15 protein-coding genes and 2 tRNA genes are annotated in these 15,379 nt (G+C 68.9%); 3 read left to right on the forward strand and 14 right to left on the reverse strand.

Annotated features, from left to right (window positions below; genetic code table 11):
• Positions 1–52 precede the first annotated feature (52 nt).
• Complete coding sequence (locus JWS13_RS24960; protein WP_087554955.1) at positions 53–511, forward strand: PH domain-containing protein; 459 nt, start codon at positions 53–55, stop codon at positions 509–511.
• On the opposite strand, the gene JWS13_RS24965 is transcribed toward JWS13_RS24960, so the two are convergent.
• The gene (locus tag JWS13_RS24965; RefSeq protein WP_206008068.1) at positions 505–1,422 is read right to left on the reverse strand and encodes a rhomboid family intramembrane serine protease; all 918 of its coding nucleotides are present in this window, start codon (positions 1,420–1,422) and stop codon (positions 505–507) included. The genes JWS13_RS24960 and JWS13_RS24965 overlap by 7 nt on opposite strands.
• A gap of 13 nt (positions 1,423–1,435) precedes the next feature.
• On the reverse strand, positions 1,436–1,963 hold the full coding sequence (locus JWS13_RS24970; RefSeq protein ID WP_087554953.1) for a peptidylprolyl isomerase: 528 nt from the start codon (positions 1,961–1,963) through the stop codon (positions 1,436–1,438).
• A 100-nt stretch (positions 1,964–2,063) separates the two neighbouring features.
• On the opposite strand from JWS13_RS24970, the gene JWS13_RS24975 reads away from it, so the two are divergent.
• Entirely contained in the window at positions 2,064–2,603 is a 540-nt protein-coding gene (locus tag JWS13_RS24975) for a hypothetical protein (RefSeq protein WP_206008069.1), read from the forward strand.
• 139 nt (positions 2,604–2,742) lie between these two features.
• Complete coding sequence (locus JWS13_RS24980; protein ID WP_206008070.1) at positions 2,743–3,207, forward strand: hypothetical protein; 465 nt, start codon at positions 2,743–2,745, stop codon at positions 3,205–3,207.
• Here JWS13_RS24980 and JWS13_RS24985 read toward each other — a convergent pair.
• The 12 genes from JWS13_RS24985 to JWS13_RS25040 all read right to left on the reverse strand — a co-directional run bounded on the left by JWS13_RS24985 (position 3,197) and on the right by JWS13_RS25040 (position 15,291).
• Positions 3,197–4,168, reverse strand: coding sequence for a helix-turn-helix domain-containing protein (locus tag JWS13_RS24985; protein WP_206008071.1), 972 nt, complete (start codon positions 4,166–4,168; stop codon positions 3,197–3,199). The two genes, JWS13_RS24980 and JWS13_RS24985, sit on opposite strands and share 11 nt — an antisense overlap.
• A gap of 50 nt (positions 4,169–4,218) precedes the next feature.
• Positions 4,219–4,809 (reverse strand): chorismate mutase, encoded by a 591-nt coding sequence (locus tag JWS13_RS24990; protein ID WP_206008072.1) that lies wholly within the window; start codon positions 4,807–4,809, stop codon positions 4,219–4,221.
• Positions 4,810–4,828: 19 nt separating this feature from the next.
• Positions 4,829–5,662, reverse strand: coding sequence for a siderophore-interacting protein (locus JWS13_RS24995; RefSeq protein ID WP_206008073.1), 834 nt, complete (start codon positions 5,660–5,662; stop codon positions 4,829–4,831).
• A gap of 93 nt (positions 5,663–5,755) precedes the next feature.
• Positions 5,756–5,828, reverse strand: a tRNA-Ala gene (locus JWS13_RS25000).
• A 120-nt stretch (positions 5,829–5,948) separates the two neighbouring features.
• A tRNA-Ile gene (locus JWS13_RS25005) sits at positions 5,949–6,022 on the reverse strand.
• A 131-nt stretch (positions 6,023–6,153) separates the two neighbouring features.
• A complete protein-coding gene (locus JWS13_RS25010) occupies positions 6,154–7,554 on the reverse strand; it encodes a DUF3566 domain-containing protein (RefSeq protein WP_241032291.1) in 1,401 nt (466 codons plus the stop codon).
• The gene (gene gyrA, locus JWS13_RS25015) at positions 7,554–10,076 is read right to left on the reverse strand and encodes a DNA gyrase subunit A (protein WP_124392346.1); all 2,523 of its coding nucleotides are present in this window, start codon (positions 10,074–10,076) and stop codon (positions 7,554–7,556) included. Before gyrA ends, JWS13_RS25010 begins: the two co-directional genes overlap by 1 nt.
• 151 nt (positions 10,077–10,227) lie before the next feature.
• A complete protein-coding gene (locus JWS13_RS25020; protein WP_206008074.1) occupies positions 10,228–11,070 on the reverse strand; it encodes an MHYT domain-containing protein in 843 nt (280 codons plus the stop codon).
• Positions 11,071–11,081: 11 nt separating this feature from the next.
• Positions 11,082–11,633 carry a GTP-binding protein gene (locus JWS13_RS25025; protein ID WP_087555308.1) on the reverse strand — a complete coding sequence of 184 codons (552 nt, stop codon included), beginning with the start codon at positions 11,631–11,633 and terminating at the stop codon, positions 11,082–11,084.
• Positions 11,634–11,646: 13 nt separating this feature from the next.
• Positions 11,647–12,021: a DUF742 domain-containing protein gene (locus tag JWS13_RS25030; protein ID WP_124392348.1), complete on the reverse strand. Its 375-nt coding sequence runs from the start codon at positions 12,019–12,021 to the stop codon at positions 11,647–11,649.
• Between the two features lie 7 nt (positions 12,022–12,028).
• Positions 12,029–12,445 (reverse strand): roadblock/LC7 domain-containing protein, encoded by a 417-nt coding sequence (locus JWS13_RS25035; RefSeq protein WP_005249096.1) that lies wholly within the window; start codon positions 12,443–12,445, stop codon positions 12,029–12,031.
• Complete coding sequence (locus JWS13_RS25040) at positions 12,442–15,291, reverse strand: sensor histidine kinase (protein ID WP_206008075.1); 2,850 nt, start codon at positions 15,289–15,291, stop codon at positions 12,442–12,444. The genes JWS13_RS25035 and JWS13_RS25040 overlap by 4 nt, the downstream gene beginning before the upstream one ends.
• Positions 15,292–15,379 lie beyond the last annotated feature (88 nt).

Genomic DNA, 15,379 nt, shown 5'->3' on the forward strand with positions numbered 1-15,379 from the left:
GCATGTCATTCATCCCCAATGTGGACAACCCCTGTGGATAGCCGCAGGTCGAGTGCCGATGTCTGCTGACGAGGCACCGCTGGAGTGGTCGACGCCGCTCGGTGCGGTGATCGCTCTGGCCGTGGGCGGGCTCGCGTTGGGGGTCGCGGGACTTTCGGTGTCGATCGAGCCTGCGGGTCGTGTACTCGTGTGTGTCGCCGCCCTCGGGCTGCTGCTGACCGCTGCGTCCGCACTCCGGCAGCGCCCACGCCTGGCCGTCGACAAAGAAGGCGGCGGGATCGTGGTGCACCGGCTGACGGGCCGCCACGAGTACTCCCGCTCGCAGATCGACCGGGCGCGTCTGGTCCGGTACCCGCGGCTGGGCCGCCGGGTGCCGATGCTCGAGATCGACGTCCGCACCGAGGACGGCACCGAACGCCTCCTGATCTTCGGCCGCTGGGATCTCGGCACCACTCCGGAGGACGTGTTCGATGCCCTCGCGGTGCACCGTCTGGTGGGCCGGGGTCAGTAGCCGAAGCTCGCACGCAGCTGCAGGGTGCGGACCGCGATGACGGCCAGCGGCACCAGCACCACGACGCCGAGGCAGATCCAGCCGACGGTGACGGCCTTCTCCCGGTTGTTCCCGGCGCCCAGCAGCTGGGGCCCGTAGAGGATGGCCGCGGTGGCCGCGGCTCCGGCGACCAGGCCGCCGAGATGCCCCCACAGTGAGATGCCGGGGATGGTGATGCTGATGATCACGTTGATGGCGATCACCGAGATCACCGGCGCCGGGCTGCGCCGCAACCTCAGGAGGATGACGGCCTGCGCTCCCATCAGTCCGAAGACGGCGCCCGACGCGCCAGCGGTGACCGCGTGCAGCTGGAACAGCATCACCGCGGCGGAACCGCCGAGGATCGACGCGAAGTACACGAACGCGTAGCGGGCGCGGCCGAGGACCAGTTCGGTGTCGCGGCCGATGATCCACAGCGCGAACATGTTGACGGCCAGGTGGATGAGACCGAAGTGGAGGAATCCGCTGCCGACCACACGGACGAGCTGACCGTCCACGACAGCGGGTGGGAACAGCGCCCAGTCCGCGAAGAGCGTCGATCCCGCCTGGTTCTGCATGATGCTGCGGGACTGCGCCGCGGTGATCAGGAAGATGCCGACGTTCGCGGCCATCAGGATGTACGTCACCAGCGGCACCGCACGCTGCGTCGTCACGGCGCCCGCGACGTTGCGGACCGCACGGACGTCACGCTGCCCGGCGGCGACACAGTCGACGCACTGGTAGCCGACTGCGGCCTCGCGCAGGCATTCGGGACATGCGGGACGACCGCACCGATTGCACGACAGCGCAGTGGGACGATCGGGATGGCGGACGCACCGCGGCTGGGGCGGAGTGCCCTCGTTCGCGGCACCGCCCCAGCCGGGGTTGGTCATGTGCTGCGGTTCCCTACGCGATGGTGACGCTGTTGATCACGACCGGCTCGAGCGGACGGTCCGCGCGGTCGGTGGCCGTGGTCGAGATGGCGTCGACGACCTTCTTCGACTCCTCGTCGACGACCTCACCGAAGATGGTGTGGCGGCGGTTGAGGTGCGGCGTCGGGCCGGTGGTGATGAAGAACTGCGAACCGTTGGTTCCGGGGCCCGCGTTGGCCATGGCCAGGATGTAGGCGCGGTCGAACTGCAGTTCCGGGTGGAACTCGTCGCCGAACTTGTAGCCCGGGCCGCCGGCGCCGGTGCCGGTGGGGTCGCCGCCCTGGATCATGAATCCGTCGATGACGCGGTGGAAGACGGCGCCGTCGTAGAACGGTCCGGAGTTGGTGCCACCAGCGTTGGCGGTGCTGTAGTCCTTCGAACCGTCGGCCAGGCCGACGAAGTTCTCGACGGTCTTGGGCGCGTGGTTGCCGAACAGCGCGATCTTGATGTCGCCGCGGTTGGTGTGCAGCGTTGCGGTTGCGGTCTGATGAGGTGAAGTCACACCACCATGTTGCCATTGTGCGGTTCCGCGTGGTTCCGCCGCCGTGACTCGAGTACTTGGGATCGGTTCGTGCTGCCGGTTCTTGTGACAAAGTGGGGTCATGACACGAGCGACGGAGTCCCTCACGAATCTGCTTCCGACCGAACGCGCCGAGCACCTGCAGGAGCAGGTGTCCGAACGAGTCGAGACCGCGCTGGCCCACGTCGAGGATTCGGCTGTTCGGGTCAAGGAATCCGAGGCTGTCGATCAGGCCCTGCGCTGCGCGCGTTCGGCTGCGCTCGCCGCGGCCCGCGGCGCCGGACAGGTCAGTGTGTTCCTCGGCAAGCAGGGGGCGTCGCTGGCGAAGAAGGGCTATGAACGCGCCCGGACCGTACCGGTGAAAGAGGTCGCCCAGGACGTCGTTCGTCCCCTGACCTCGGCTGTCGCGCCGGTCGAGGAGAAGAAGTCACGGAAGGGCCGTCGCATCGCGATCGTCGTGCTGATCGGTGCCGCTGTCGCCGGGGGCGCGGTGTTCTTCAAGAGCCGCCGCCGGGAGCAGCCGCGGGTGGCGTCCGCTCCCCCGAACCTGCGCGACCTCGACAGCGCAGACGCGCAGGACGCCACGCCGCCGACGGCGACGAAGCCCCTCGCCGCCAACTGATCCGTCACTCCCGGCCGGCGCGGCGCGCACGCGCGCGGTGTCGCCGGGCGTACGGTCCTGTCTTCGTTTCACGGCTTGTACCACGGGTATCCCGCTGGCAGATGCGCACCAGCGCGAGGATCCGTTCCGAGGAGCAGACATGACCGCCACACGTATCGCCCACTGCATCGCCGTTGTCGCGTTTCCGCTCGCCGCCACCGCGGCCCTCCTGACGGCCGGGCCCGCCGGCGCCGACCCACCCCATCCCTTCGGCGGACCGGCCCTCACCATCGGATGCCCGAATCAGGGCAGTCTGATGTCGTTGACGGCGCTCACCGGGCAGTCCGGGCCGGAGGCGGTCCCGCCTATCGCCGACGGCGACATCCGCTTCGAGTCGCACCCCGCCGCGCCACCGATCCCGGCAGCCGCGCAGGTCACCGTCGCCTGGGTCAACACCGACAGCGGACGCTCGGGGATCGTGAACCTCGGCGGCGTCTACCCGTTCCTGTCCGCGACGGTGAACACCGGCGTCGGAAACGTGGTGGCCACGGCGTTCGGATCGATCAACTTCGGCAGCAGCCCGATCTGCCAGGCGAACCCGGCCATCGGAACATTCATTGCGTGAGTTCGGCCGTGTGGCAGCCGAACCGGCGCCGGTAGTCGCCGGGCGCGACGCCGACCACCCGGTTGAAGTGGTGGCGCAGTAGCGCACCGGATCCGAATCCGGTGCGTCTCGAGATCGCCTCGAGACCGAGGTCGGTGCCCTCGAGTAGCTGCCGGGCGTAGAGGACCCGCTGCGTCGTCAGCCACTTCACCGGAGTGGTGCCCGTCTCGGCCGCGAACTTGCGCGCAAACGTCCGCGTCGACATCGACGAGCGGGCCGCGAGCTCGTCGACCGTGTGCGGCAAGTCGAGGTTTTCGCTCATCCACGCCATCGTCACGCTCAGGCTGTCCGACGTACACGCGACCACCGGCTGCTCGATGAACTGCCGCTGCCCGCCGTCGCGTTGCGGCGGCACGACCATCCGGCGGGCGATCGTGTTGGCCACCGCGGAACCGAGTTCCCGGCGGACCACGTGCAGGCAGGCGTCGATGCCGGCCGCGGTGCCGGCACTGGTGACGAGGTTGCCCTCGTCGACGAACAGGACGTCGGGGTCGACCACCGCGGTCGGGAACCGGTCGGCGAGTTCCTCGACGTACCCCCAGTGGGTGGTGCACTTGCGCCCGTCGAGCAGTCCCGCCTCGCCGAGCAGGAACGCACCCGAGCACAGGCTGAGCACCGTGGCACCGGCCTCCGCGGCCGCCCGCACGGCGTCGAGCGCCTCCTCCGGGAAGCCGGACTGCGCCCCCGGCGGCGGCACCACGACGAGATCCGCGTCGCGCAGCGCGTCCAGCCCGTATCCGGCGGAGAGCGTCAGTCCCGGAGTGACCGACGTGAGTGGTTCGCCGGGGCGGATTCCGCAGATCCGGAAATCGAATGCCGGCACGCCGTATTCGGTGCGGTCGATTCCGAACACCTCGCACACCACACCGAACTCGAACATCGACACCCGGTCGAGGAGGAGTGTCGCGACCTTGGAGATCATGCCCCGAGTCTAGTTGGCGAAATCTTGCCGGACCATGTCGAAACGGCCAGTCATTCGCGGACGGCGCCGCAGATCGACACGAGCGCGCGGGCCAGCGTCGCCTGATGCAGTGCGTCGAGGTGCTGTTCGGCCGCCACCGCGACCGAGGCGTCGACGAGAGCGGGCACGCAACCCGGACCCGCGAGCACGTCCTCCTGTTCACGCAACTGCAGGAGGATGTCCGTGTTTTGGCGGTCGATGACCGGGCGAACCTGCGTCAGGTCGGGCCGGACCGTGGGCGCCGCACCGGGCGCGACACTCCACCAGGAGAACAGCGCGCGCTGCACCGCCTTGTTGGCCTCGATCTGATCCCGGAAGATCTGCTGCACCCGCGCCGCGCTGAGGCCCTCGTCGGCGGCCTGGGCGGCGACCGCGCCGAGGACCTGCGCCTCGCGCGCGGGATCGTCGATCGGCGACGGCGTGCCCCACTTGGCGGACGCCACCGTGTCCGCCGTGGCGAGGCGCAGCGACACCGCCAGGGCGATCGGTTGCAGCGGGCGGGTCTGCGCACTCGCGGGCGCGACACCGGCCGCCGTCAGCATTCCGAGCATCGCCGCGGCGACGACCGCTCGGCGGGCGAGTGCGGGCCGGACCGTCGTCATGGTGCGAGTGTAGGGCCGGTCAGTCGTCCAGACCGGCGACTCCGCGTTTCCAGTAGCCCGTGAACAGCGACTCCATCCGGTCCTTGCTCCACGCGCGCAGCGGCTTGATGTCGTTCGCCTCGCCGGCCGCGAACAGGAACGTGCGACCCTCGGGCAGCGCGAGCGCCTGCACCGTCGACGCCAGGGCGGACTCGCTGCCGTCGCGAACGAGCCACGTCACGTCAACGTTGGCGCGCGCGGCCAGCGGGTAGCCGTGCTCGACGGCGTCGTCGGTCTCGATCACGACGTGCGCCGACACGTCGGCCGGGGACTCGTCGAGCCACCGCGCGACCGCGGGCAGCGCGGTGGAATCGACCGCGAAGACGTAGTGGTCGAAGTTGTGGGCGAACGCCTTCGCGCCGGGCGGGCCGGCGATGGTCACGTCGTCGCCGATCTCGACCGTCGTCACCCAGGACGACGCCAGCCCGCCCTCGTGCAGCACGAAGTCCAGGTCGAGTTCGCGGGCGTCGGAGTCGTAGCGCCGGACGGTGTACTTCCGGCTGGTCGGGAGCGGTCGCGGCCAGTCGAGCATCATGGCGTCGTTCACCACCGGGATGCGGCGGGTGCCGTCCGCGTCGGGGAACACGATCTTGACGTGATCGTCGGCCTGATAGGTGTGGAACCCGTCGAGTCCGGGACCCCCGATCGTCAGGCGCACCATGCGGGGCGTGACGTACTCGCGCGCGCGGACCGTGACCGTGCGGACTCCGATCGGGTAACCGATCCGCGCGGTTCCCTCCCCCGTCCGGTGGTGGGACGCCACGCGGCTGCGCGGGTCGAGACGGTCACGGGCTCCGGGATCGAGTGCGGTCATGAAGTAAGGGTAACCTCACCCATTCCGGGTCCGCACAGCAGTGTGCCCCGGACTCTTCCGAATCCGGGGCACACCGTTACTTCTATTTTCTTGTGGAGCCTAGGAGATTCGAACTCCTGACATCTGCCTTGCAAAGGCAGCGCTCTACCAACTGAGCTAAGGCCCCGTTACCTCGTGCCACACCTCGTTGCCGCGGAGCAACTTGGTCAGTCCGATTGCCACCAGCACTCCGGCTCCCACGAACAGGAGGACCTTCATGCGACTGACCTTTCACCGGCACCAGGAGTGGGCCTAGGAGGACTTGAACCTCCGACCTCTTCGTTATCAGCGAAGCGCTCTAACCGCCTGAGCTATAGGCCCCTGAAGTCCGGAAACTCATCTCGCGCAGTTCCCTGAACCGAGTCGGAAGATTACCCCACCGGACCGGCAACTACCAAAACCGGTCCGGCGAGACGCTCTTTTCCCAGCTCAGTCCCTATCGTTTTTCGCGTTCAGTCCCGGTCCGCGAGCGTCACTTCGACGCCCCCGACGAGGTCCGAACACAGGTTGTAGATGAACGCGCCGATCGTCGCCAGTGCGGTGAACAACACCATGTTGGCGAGGCCGATGACGGCGGCGTATCCGAAGACCTGCCCGGCCGTCACGAGCCCGTCAGAGCTCGACTCGGCGACGATATCGGTGAACGCGTTGTTCAGCCGGTCCCACACGCCCATCCCGTCCAGGACGACGTACAGCAGCCCGACGGCCACCATCCACACGAAGAACAGCGACACCGAGATGACGGACGAGATCTTCAGCGTCGACCACGGGTCGATCTTGCGGACCTGCACCGTCGCGCGGAGAGCCTCACCCTCCTCGACCCGTTGCGGGGCCACGGCGATCTTCGGCTGCTGACCGGTGGCCGCCGCCCCCGGCAGGGGGTGCTTGGCCTCGGACAGGTCCGGCATGTCCTTGGGGAGCACGTCCCGGTTGATGTGCCGGGTGGGTCCGTCGATCGCGGACGCCTTCGCCTTCGCGGCCTCCCGCTGCGTCACGGCACCGGCCGCGGCTGCACCGGACACCGCACCGACCGCCGCGGTGGCGGCCGTCGGGGAGGCTGTGCGATTGGTCTCCTGCTTCTGCGCGGGCTGACCGTTGGCCGGCGCCGACGAGTTCGCTGCAGGCGACTTCTGCGTGGACACGGCCTGGGTGGGCACCGCCTGGGTCGGAGCACCCGAGTTCTGTCCGCCCTGCGGTCGCTGCGCCTGGGGCGCACCCTCGGGCTGCGACTTCTGCGGCGAGGTGGTCTGCGAACCGCCCGCAGCCTTCGCTGCCGCGGCACCCGCAGCCGCTGTTCCCGCACCGGCGGCCGGGTTCTGCCCCTCCGGGCGCGAGGCCTGCTTGGCTCCCGCCCCGCCCTGCAGGGGCCGCTTCAGGTTGGTCTGCGGCTCACGCTGCATTCCCCGCTGCCACGGCGGCGCCTGATTTCCCCGGATCGACTCGGTGGGCGCACCCCCCGCAGGCGCCCGGTTGCCGGGAGCCTGCTGCGGCGGGGCCTGATGCCCGGGAGCCTGCTGGTTCGGAGCCTGACCCTGCTGCGGCGGCACGGACCGGCCCTGCGGGGTCTGCGTGCGCGGACCCTGATGCTGGGGCGTCGACGGAGACCGGGCCGGATCGGCCGGAGCCTGCCGATCCGGTCTCGCGTCGGGAGCACCGCCCGGCCGGGCAGCCGGCCCCGCCTGAGCGGGACCACGACCGGCTGACGCCTGCGGCCCCTGCGGCGCGGAACCCTGCTGCGGGTTCGGTCGCGCCGACCCGTTCTCGGGCGCGCGGGAGGCCTGCTGCTCGGATCGCGCCTGATTGGCGGAACCCGGGTTCTGCCGGTCACTGCCTGGCTGGTTGGGAGTGCTCACTAGGACTCCTTAGCTCCTTTGCCGCTGCTCTCGGCGTTGTCGTCGGTCTCGTCGGGTTCGTCGGCATTGCGCGCGATCGCGAGCAGGGTGTCGCCTTCCCCGAGGTTCATCAAACGAACACCCTTGGTCTGCCGACCCGCCTTGCGGACCTGCTTGGCGGCGGTGCGGATGACGCCACCGCCCGACGTGATCGCGTAGAGCTCGTCGTCGTCGTTCACGATGAGCGCTCCGACCAGGGTGCCACGTTTCTTGTCGTATTGAATCGTGAGTACACCCTTTCCGCCGCGACCCTGGACCGGGTAGTCCTCCATGCCGGTGCGCTTCGAGTAGCCGCCCGACGTCGCCACCAGCAGGTAGGTCCCCTCGCGCACCACGTTGAGCGACAGCAGTTCGTCGTCGCCGTTGAACCGCATTCCCTGGACGCCGGACGTGGCGCGTCCCATCGGGCGCAGCGCCTCGTCGGTGGCGGAGAAGCGGATCGACTGTCCCTGCGCGGAGACGAGCAGCAGATCGTCGTCGGAGGAGCAGAGGACCGCGCCGACCAGTTCGTCCTCGCCGCGCAGGTTGATCGCGACGATGCCGCCGCTGCGGTTCGAGTCGAAGTCGGTGAGCTTGGACTTCTTGACCAGACCGTTGCGGGTGGCGAGAACCAGGTAGGGCGCGTCCTCGTACGTCTTGATCTGGATGACGCTCTGGATGCGCTCGTCGGGCTGGAACGCCAGCAGGTTGGCCACGTGCTGTCCGCGGGCCGTGCGGCTCGCCTCCGGCAGCTCGTACGCCTTGGCCCGGTACACGCGGCCCTTCGTGGTGAAGAACAGCAGCCAGTCGTGGGTGGAGCTGACGAAGAAGTGCGAGACGATGTCGTCCTGCTTCAGCCCGGCACCCTGCACACCCTTGCCGCCGCGCTTCTGCGAGCGGTACAGGTCGGTCTTGGTGCGCTTGGCGTAGCCGGTCTCGGTGATCGTGACGACGACGTCCTCGCGGGCGATCAGATCCTCGTCGGCCACGTCGCCGTCGGCCGCGATGATGCGGGTCCGGCGGTCGTCGCCGTGCTTGTCGACGATCTCCTTCAGCTCGTCCCGGACGATGCGGCGCTGACGCTCGGGCTTCTCGAGGATGTCCTTGAGGTCGGCGATCTCCCGCTCGATCTCGGCGAGTTCGTCGATGATCTTCTGACGCTCGAGGGCGGCGAGACGACGCAGCTGCATCGCGAGGATCGCGTCGGCCTGGATCTCGTCGACGGTGAGCAGCTCGATCAGGCCTGCCCGCGCGATGTCCACGGTCTGCGACGCGCGGATCAGCGCGATGACCTCGTCGAGGGCGTCGAGGGCCTTCACCAGTCCGCGCAGGATGTGAGCGCGTTCCTCGGCCTTGCGGAGCAGGTACTCGGTGCGCCTGCGGATGACCTCGACCTGGTGGGCGACGTACAGGCGGATCATCTGGTCGAGGCGCAGGGTGCGCGGCACGCCGTCGACGATGGACAGCATGTTGCAGCCGAAGCTGGTCTGCAGCTGGGTGTGCTTGTACAGGTTGTTGAGCACGACCTTCGCGACCGCGTCACGCTTGACGGTGACGACGATGCGCATACCCGCACGGTCCGAGGACTCGTCGTGGATGTCGGAGATGCCGGCGATCTTCGCGTCGCGCACCTGCTCGGCGATCGACGTGATCAGGTTGTCCGGGTTCACCTGGTACGGCAGTTCGGTGATGACGATCGTGGTGCGCCCCTTGGCGTCCTCCTCGATCTCCACGACACCGCGCATGCGGACCGAGCCGCGGCCGGTGGTGTAGGCGTCGTGGATGCCCTGGCCGCCGACGATCAGGCCGTGCGTCGGGAAGTCGGGGCCCTTCACGCGTTCCATGACCGCGGTGAGGGTGGACTCCTCGTCGGCTTCCCAGTTCTCCAGGGCCCAGTAGATGGCCTCGGCGACCTCACGCAGGTTGTGCGGCGGGATGTTGGTGGCCATACCGACGGCGATGCCGCCGGAACCATTGATCAACAGGTTGGGGATACGGCTGGGGAGAACTGACGGTTCCTGTGTACGACCGTCGTAGTTCGGGGTGAAGTCGACCGTCTCGTGGTCGATCTCCCGGAGCATTTCCATGGCCAGCGGAGTCAGCCGGCACTCGGTGTACCGCATCGCGGCGGCGCCGTCGTTGCCGCGGGAACCGAAGTTGCCCTGGCCGTCGACGAGCGGGTACCGCAGCGACCACGGCTGGGCCATGCGGACGAGCGTGTCGTAGATCGAGGAGTCGCCGTGGGGGTGGTAGTTACCCATCGTCTCGGCGACCGGTCGCGCAGACTTCACATAACCGCGATCGGGCCGGTAACCGTTGTCGTACATCGCGTACAGAACGCGGCGGTGCACCGGCTTGAGGCCGTCCCGCACGTCGGGCAGCGCACGACCCACGATCACGCTCATCGCGTAATCGATGTAGCTGCTCTGCATCTCCTGCTGAATGTCGACGGGCTCGATGCGGTCGTGCCCCGGTCCCTCCGGCGGCAACGTTGTGTCGGTCATGAGCTCCTTCTTCTACTCGGCTTGACGTCTCCTCGCGGACTCGCGGTCCAGCACGACGTCGCGCAACCACCCGAGTCTATAGGTGCAGGTCAGCTATGAGGGTGAAGGACTCGGGTGCGCCCGGGAATCGTTGCCGCAGGAGCCGCCTCAACTACTGGAGTTCGAGCTCCCTGCCCTGCGTTTCGGCGGCGAGGGATTCGGCGGCGAGCATGTCGGCCTCGAGTTCGAGCTCGGCGGCGACACGGTCGGGCGCCATCAACAGGGCGGTGATCGGGATCGTGACCACCAGCATGCCCAGCACGAAGACGGGGAACAGGATCGAGAACACCTCGAGTCCGTCCGGGCGCGCCACGGACTGGTCGACGGTGGCGCTCAGCCCGAACACGCCGGTGTAGTGCATGGCCACCAGTCCGACCGCCACGACCACCGACGCCACGAGTCGCAGCGTGCGCGACTCGAGGGCCGAGATGGACCACATGATTCCGGCGCCGACGACGAAGCCGATCGCGGCGGATGCCGTGGTCAGCACGATGTCGGAGTTCACCGCACCCTGGATTTCGAGGGAGGCGACGATCGCGAGGTCCATTCCGGTGAATCCGATGCCGAGGAGCACCGCACCGCCTGCGAGGCGACTGATCTCCACCGACGTGCTCGGCCGCCGGTGTTTCGTCGGCGGCGGGCTGATGATCACCAATGCCACCGCGGCGGCCGCGACGGGCACCACGAACGAGATCGCGATCCACAGGACGTCGTAGCGCACCACGCTGCCGTAGACCTCGAACCCGACCATCGCGATGTAATGCGGCAGCCAGGCGCCGAAACCGCCGATGGACAGCGCACCCCACGCCAGCCACAGGTACCGCTGCCTCGGGTTGGGCGCGGTCATCGCCTTGCGGGCGCTGGCGATACCGACGAAGACGCCGATGAACGACGTGACCGCCGCGAGGGCGACGATCCAGGTGCCCATGGAGAAGTGCTGCAACTCGTCCGACATGTTTCGAATCCTCAGTACGCGGCCGTGTGGAGCTTGGTCAGTGCGTATTCGGTGATCGCGACCAGGGCGCGTTTCGCCGATTCCCGGTCGCGCGCGTCGATCGGGATGATCGGCACGTCCTCGGAGATCGCGAGGGCAGCCCGAATGTCCTCGATGGGGTAACGCGGGGCGTCGTCGAACTCGTTGATCGCGACGAGGAACGGCAGCTGCCGGGCCTCGAAGAAGTCGACCGCCGCGAAACTCTCGTCCAGCCGGCGCGTGTCGATCAGGACGATCGCCCCGATCGCACCGCGGATCAGGTCGTCCCACATGAACCAGAACCGGTGCTGACCGGGCGTGCCGAACAGATACAGCACCAGGTCGTCGGCCAGGCTGATGCGACCGAAGTCCATGGCGACGGTGGTCGTGGCCTTCTGCGGCGTCGCAGCCAGGTTGTCGACGCCGTCGCTGGCGTTGGTCACGAGCGCCTCGGTGCGCAGCGGGACGATCTCGGAGACAGCCCCCACCAGCGTGGTCTTGCCGACACCGAACCCGCCGGCGATCACGATCTTGGTCGAGGTCACCCGATTGCGGGGATCAGATTTCGCGAAGTCCACTGAGGACCCTTTCGATGAGTTCACGACGTTCAAAGTCGGTCGAGTCTTCCTTCAGGGTGGCCAGGATCTGAAGATGACCGGCCTCGACCAGGTCGGCGACCAGGACGCGTGCCACTCCGAGGGGCACACCCACCCGGGCGGCGATCTCGGCGACCGACGGCGACTGCTGACACAACGCGACGATGGCCGCGTTGACGTCGTCGAGTTCCCACTGCCGGTCCACCGACTGCGGCAGTGCCTGAATCAACGCTTCGAGCGCGAGCTCGACCGCGGGCCGGGTCCGGCCCGACGTCAGCGAGTACGGGCGCACGATGTTCGGGCCCGGCTGCTCCGAGTGGTGGTCGTTCATGGGCATGGGCTGGTCAGAGACCCTGCGGGGTGCGGGCTGTGGCCTGCACCGATGCGCCGACGCGGTCGACCAGGATCGCCATCTCGTAGCCGACCTGGCCGATGTCGCACTCGGCGTCCGTCAGGGTCGCGAGGTGCGAACCGTCGCCGACGCTCATGAGCAGCAGGTAGCCGTGCTGCATCTCGACCACCGACTGCAGCACGCCGCCGCCTTCGAACAGCCGGGACACACCGGCCGACAGGCTGGCGAGCCCCGACGTGACCGCGGCCAGCTGCTCGGCCCGGTCGATGGGGAGGTGGGCGCTGGCCGCCATCAGGAGACCGTCCGCGGACACCAGCACGGCATGCGAGACACCGGGCACGTCACTGGCGAAGTTCGACACCAACCAGTCGAGAGGTCGCGTGACGTCGGATCCATGAGCGGTGTTCATCGGTCTCCTTCAATGCTGTTACGTTCCGCGAGCCTCGTGGCCCTGCCGTTTCGGACGCCCTGCTGGTGACGACTGAGATTGGCGCGAATTGTCTCAGGGTCGCGCACCCGGCGCAGGGTCCCCGTATTGTGCGCGCCCTCGACCGTGCCGGGAACCAGCCGGTCGCCGGGACGCCGCTTCGGCAGTCCGATCTCCGGGTCGACCTCGACGGGGGTCTCGCTGATCCGTTCCGCGGCGGACCATCCGGCGTCGCCGGCGGAGTGCCAGACGCCGGGTGCGCCCTCGGTGCCGGTCGGGTCGGTCAGCCAGTCGGACACCATGTCGGAGAAGATCGGGGTGCCGCCGCCGGGCCGCGGGGCCGCCTCGGCCGCGGGCGGATCGATCCGCGACTGGAAGAACGACGCGGTCTTCGCCGAGTTGGTGCGGTAGCGGTGCCGGACCGGGCTCTGATCGTCGCCGTTCGACGACGGGGGCGCCGGCTGGTCCGCGGTCCGTGCGTCGATGCGGTTCTCGCTGCGTGGTGCGTGCGGCGCGTGCTGCGGCTGCGATTCCTGGGTTGGCGTCTCCGGGGCCGCGGCCGCCGAGGTCGCCGCCTGCGGCCGCCGCACAGGCAGCTTCGGCATCGCTCCGGATCCGCGGACGTTGACGGTGTCCTGGGACTGCGCGGCCGGGACAGCGACCGACGATCCCGCGCCGGCTGCGATGCCACTGGCACCGGGCTGTCGCCGGGGCAGGCTCGTGCCCGACGCCGTCGCCACCGCACCCGCGGGAGCCGGGCTCGGCGCCGGCGGAGGCGTGGACGGGGTGCGGGTGGGCAGTCCGTTGCGGGTTGCCGGCAGCTGCGGGCCGTCCTTGCGCGGTGCGGGGGCCGCGGGAGCCGGGATGGCGGTCCGGACCGGTGCCGCGGGAATCTTCCGCTGCGATCCGGTGTCCTGCCGCGCGGCCTGCGACACGATCAGCGCATTCGGGATGTGGATGCTGACGGTCACACCCGGGTTGCGGGCGGTGTCGAACGTCGACCGCAGGCGCACGGTCAGACCGTGTCGCTTCGCGAGCCGGCTGACGACGAACAGGCCCATGTGACGGGCGGTCTCGGGACCGACCTCGCCACCCGACGCCAGGCGTTCGTTGACGGCACGCATGTCGTCGGCGGGGATACCGATGCCGCGGTCCGCGATCTCGAGCAGCACTCCGCCGTCCACGGCGCGAGCGAAGCTGAACGTCACCGACGTGTCCGGCGGCGAGGCGCGCAGCGAGTTGTCGACGAGTTCGGCGAGCAGGTGCACGACGTCGGTGACGACGGTGCCGCTGAGTGCGCCTTCGGGGGTCGCACCCATCTGGACGCGCTGGTAGTCCTCGACCTCGGAGATCGCGGCACGCAGCACGTCGCCGAGCGGGATCGGCGCCGCCTGCGACCGACGCACGCGGGTGCCGGCCAGAATCAGCAGGTTCTCACCGTTCCGGCGCATACGCGCGGCCAGGTGGTCGAGGCGGAACAGGCTCTCGAGCCGCTTCGGATCCTTCTCCTCGAACTCGAGGTTCTCGATCAAGCCGAGCTGCTGGTCGACGAGCGACTTGCTTCGGCGGGCGAGCGTTTCGAACATGTCGTTGATCTGCAGGCGCAGTTGGGCCTGCTCACCGGCGAGCTTGAGTGCCTGTCCGTGGATGTCGTCCACGGCGCGGGCGAGCTGGCCGATCTCCTCGGACGAGTGCACGGCCACCGGCTCGAACGACAGTGCCCTCGGATCGTCGCTGGCCTTGATCTGCTCGATCGCGTCCGGAAGGTCGCGGCGGGCGGCCTTCAGGGCGCCATAGCGCAGGCGGCGGATCGGGCCGATCAGCGACCGCGACACGAGGAGCGCGAGGACGAGCGCGGCGAGCAGCGTTCCGAGGACGATCGCCGTGTCACGCAGCGCGGCGGACCGGGTCTCGGCCGCGCGGACCTGCACGGTGGACGCGATGTCCTTCGCCGCCTCGCTGGTCAGCTCCTGGTAGACGTCGCGGCTCGCGATGAGGGAGGAACGCAGCTGCAGGATGGGCAGCACCCCGCCGCGCGCCGCGTCGGCCAGACCCCTGTCGATGAGGGCGTTGCGGTCGTTGATGTTGTTCCGCAGCGTCTGGAGGCGCTCGTCGCCCTTCGGGTAGTACCGATCGAGGACGTCGAGGAGGCTCGATTCGGCGCCGGCGGCCGCGACGACTGCGGAAGTGGGAATGTTGCCCGTGCGGGCCATCTCCCGTCCTTCGGGACTGGCGTACACGTCCTTCACGATCACGAGACCCATGGCCTGTTCGAACAGGCGGCGCTGCGCCTGCCAGGCGTTGGTCAGCTGGTAGCCCTTGTCGACGACCTCACTGTCCTCGATGGGACGGACGATGTCGTCGACTTCCCGGATGAAGTCCGCGGCGAACGCGCGCTGGCGTTCCGCGAGCAGATCGGTGGCGACACCCGGGGAATCCATCAGATTCAGGAGGGCCCGGCCGTCGGAGACGGTCTGGTTGATGGAACTCGCGACAGCGGGATCCAGTTCGGGGTTCCGGGCCTGTTCGGACACGTCATTCATCAGGGATTCCGCGGCCGCGCGGTCGTCCTTGGTGAGGGTGCCCGAGGCGTAACCACTGGTCACGGTACCCATCGAGGCCTCGAGGGCCACGATGTCCGGGACGACGACGATCTGGTCGGCGGCCTCGGTGAAGTGGACGGCGTTGCTCAGCTCGCCCTGCACGCGGAGCCCGCCGAGCACCATGGCGACGGTGACGGGAACTGCGAGAACCGCAGTGACCTTCCACCGCAGACCCCAGCCCTCGATATCCCAGAACTTTGCCCGGGGCGGCGAATCGTCGCTCATCCCACGCTTCCTTTCCAACCACTCATAGCTTGTCGCTCTGTGCTCGTGACCCCGCCCGCGAGAGGGCAGCCGTACCGGATCGGACGAC

Origin of the sequence: Rhodococcus pseudokoreensis, assembly GCF_017068395.1 — a bacterium.
Lineage (GTDB): Bacteria > Actinomycetota > Actinomycetes > Mycobacteriales > Mycobacteriaceae > Rhodococcus_F > Rhodococcus_F pseudokoreensis.

Excerpts from the sequence above, each read along its gene's own strand:
- JWS13_RS24965 (WP_206008068.1), bottom strand. The coding sequence starts at position 1,422 with ATGACCAACCCCGGCTGGGGCGGTGCCGCGAACGAGGGCACTCCGCCC.
- JWS13_RS24975 (WP_206008069.1), top strand. The coding sequence starts at position 2,064 with ATGACACGAGCGACGGAGTCCCTCACGAATCTGCTTCCGACCGAACGC.
- JWS13_RS24980 (WP_206008070.1), top strand. The coding sequence starts at position 2,743 with ATGACCGCCACACGTATCGCCCACTGCATCGCCGTTGTCGCGTTTCCG.
- JWS13_RS24985 (WP_206008071.1), bottom strand. The coding sequence starts at position 4,168 with ATGATCTCCAAGGTCGCGACACTCCTCCTCGACCGGGTGTCGATGTTC.
- JWS13_RS24990 (WP_206008072.1), bottom strand. The coding sequence starts at position 4,809 with ATGACGACGGTCCGGCCCGCACTCGCCCGCCGAGCGGTCGTCGCCGCG.
- JWS13_RS24995 (WP_206008073.1), bottom strand. The coding sequence starts at position 5,662 with ATGACCGCACTCGATCCCGGAGCCCGTGACCGTCTCGACCCGCGCAGC.
- gyrA (WP_124392346.1), bottom strand. The coding sequence starts at position 10,076 with ATGACCGACACAACGTTGCCGCCGGAGGGACCGGGGCACGACCGCATC.
- JWS13_RS25020 (WP_206008074.1), bottom strand. The coding sequence starts at position 11,070 with ATGTCGGACGAGTTGCAGCACTTCTCCATGGGCACCTGGATCGTCGCC.
- JWS13_RS25030 (WP_124392348.1), bottom strand. The coding sequence starts at position 12,021 with ATGCCCATGAACGACCACCACTCGGAGCAGCCGGGCCCGAACATCGTG.
- JWS13_RS25035 (WP_005249096.1), bottom strand. The coding sequence starts at position 12,445 with ATGAACACCGCTCATGGATCCGACGTCACGCGACCTCTCGACTGGTTG.
- JWS13_RS25040 (WP_206008075.1), bottom strand. The coding sequence starts at position 15,291 with ATGAGCGACGATTCGCCGCCCCGGGCAAAGTTCTGGGATATCGAGGGC.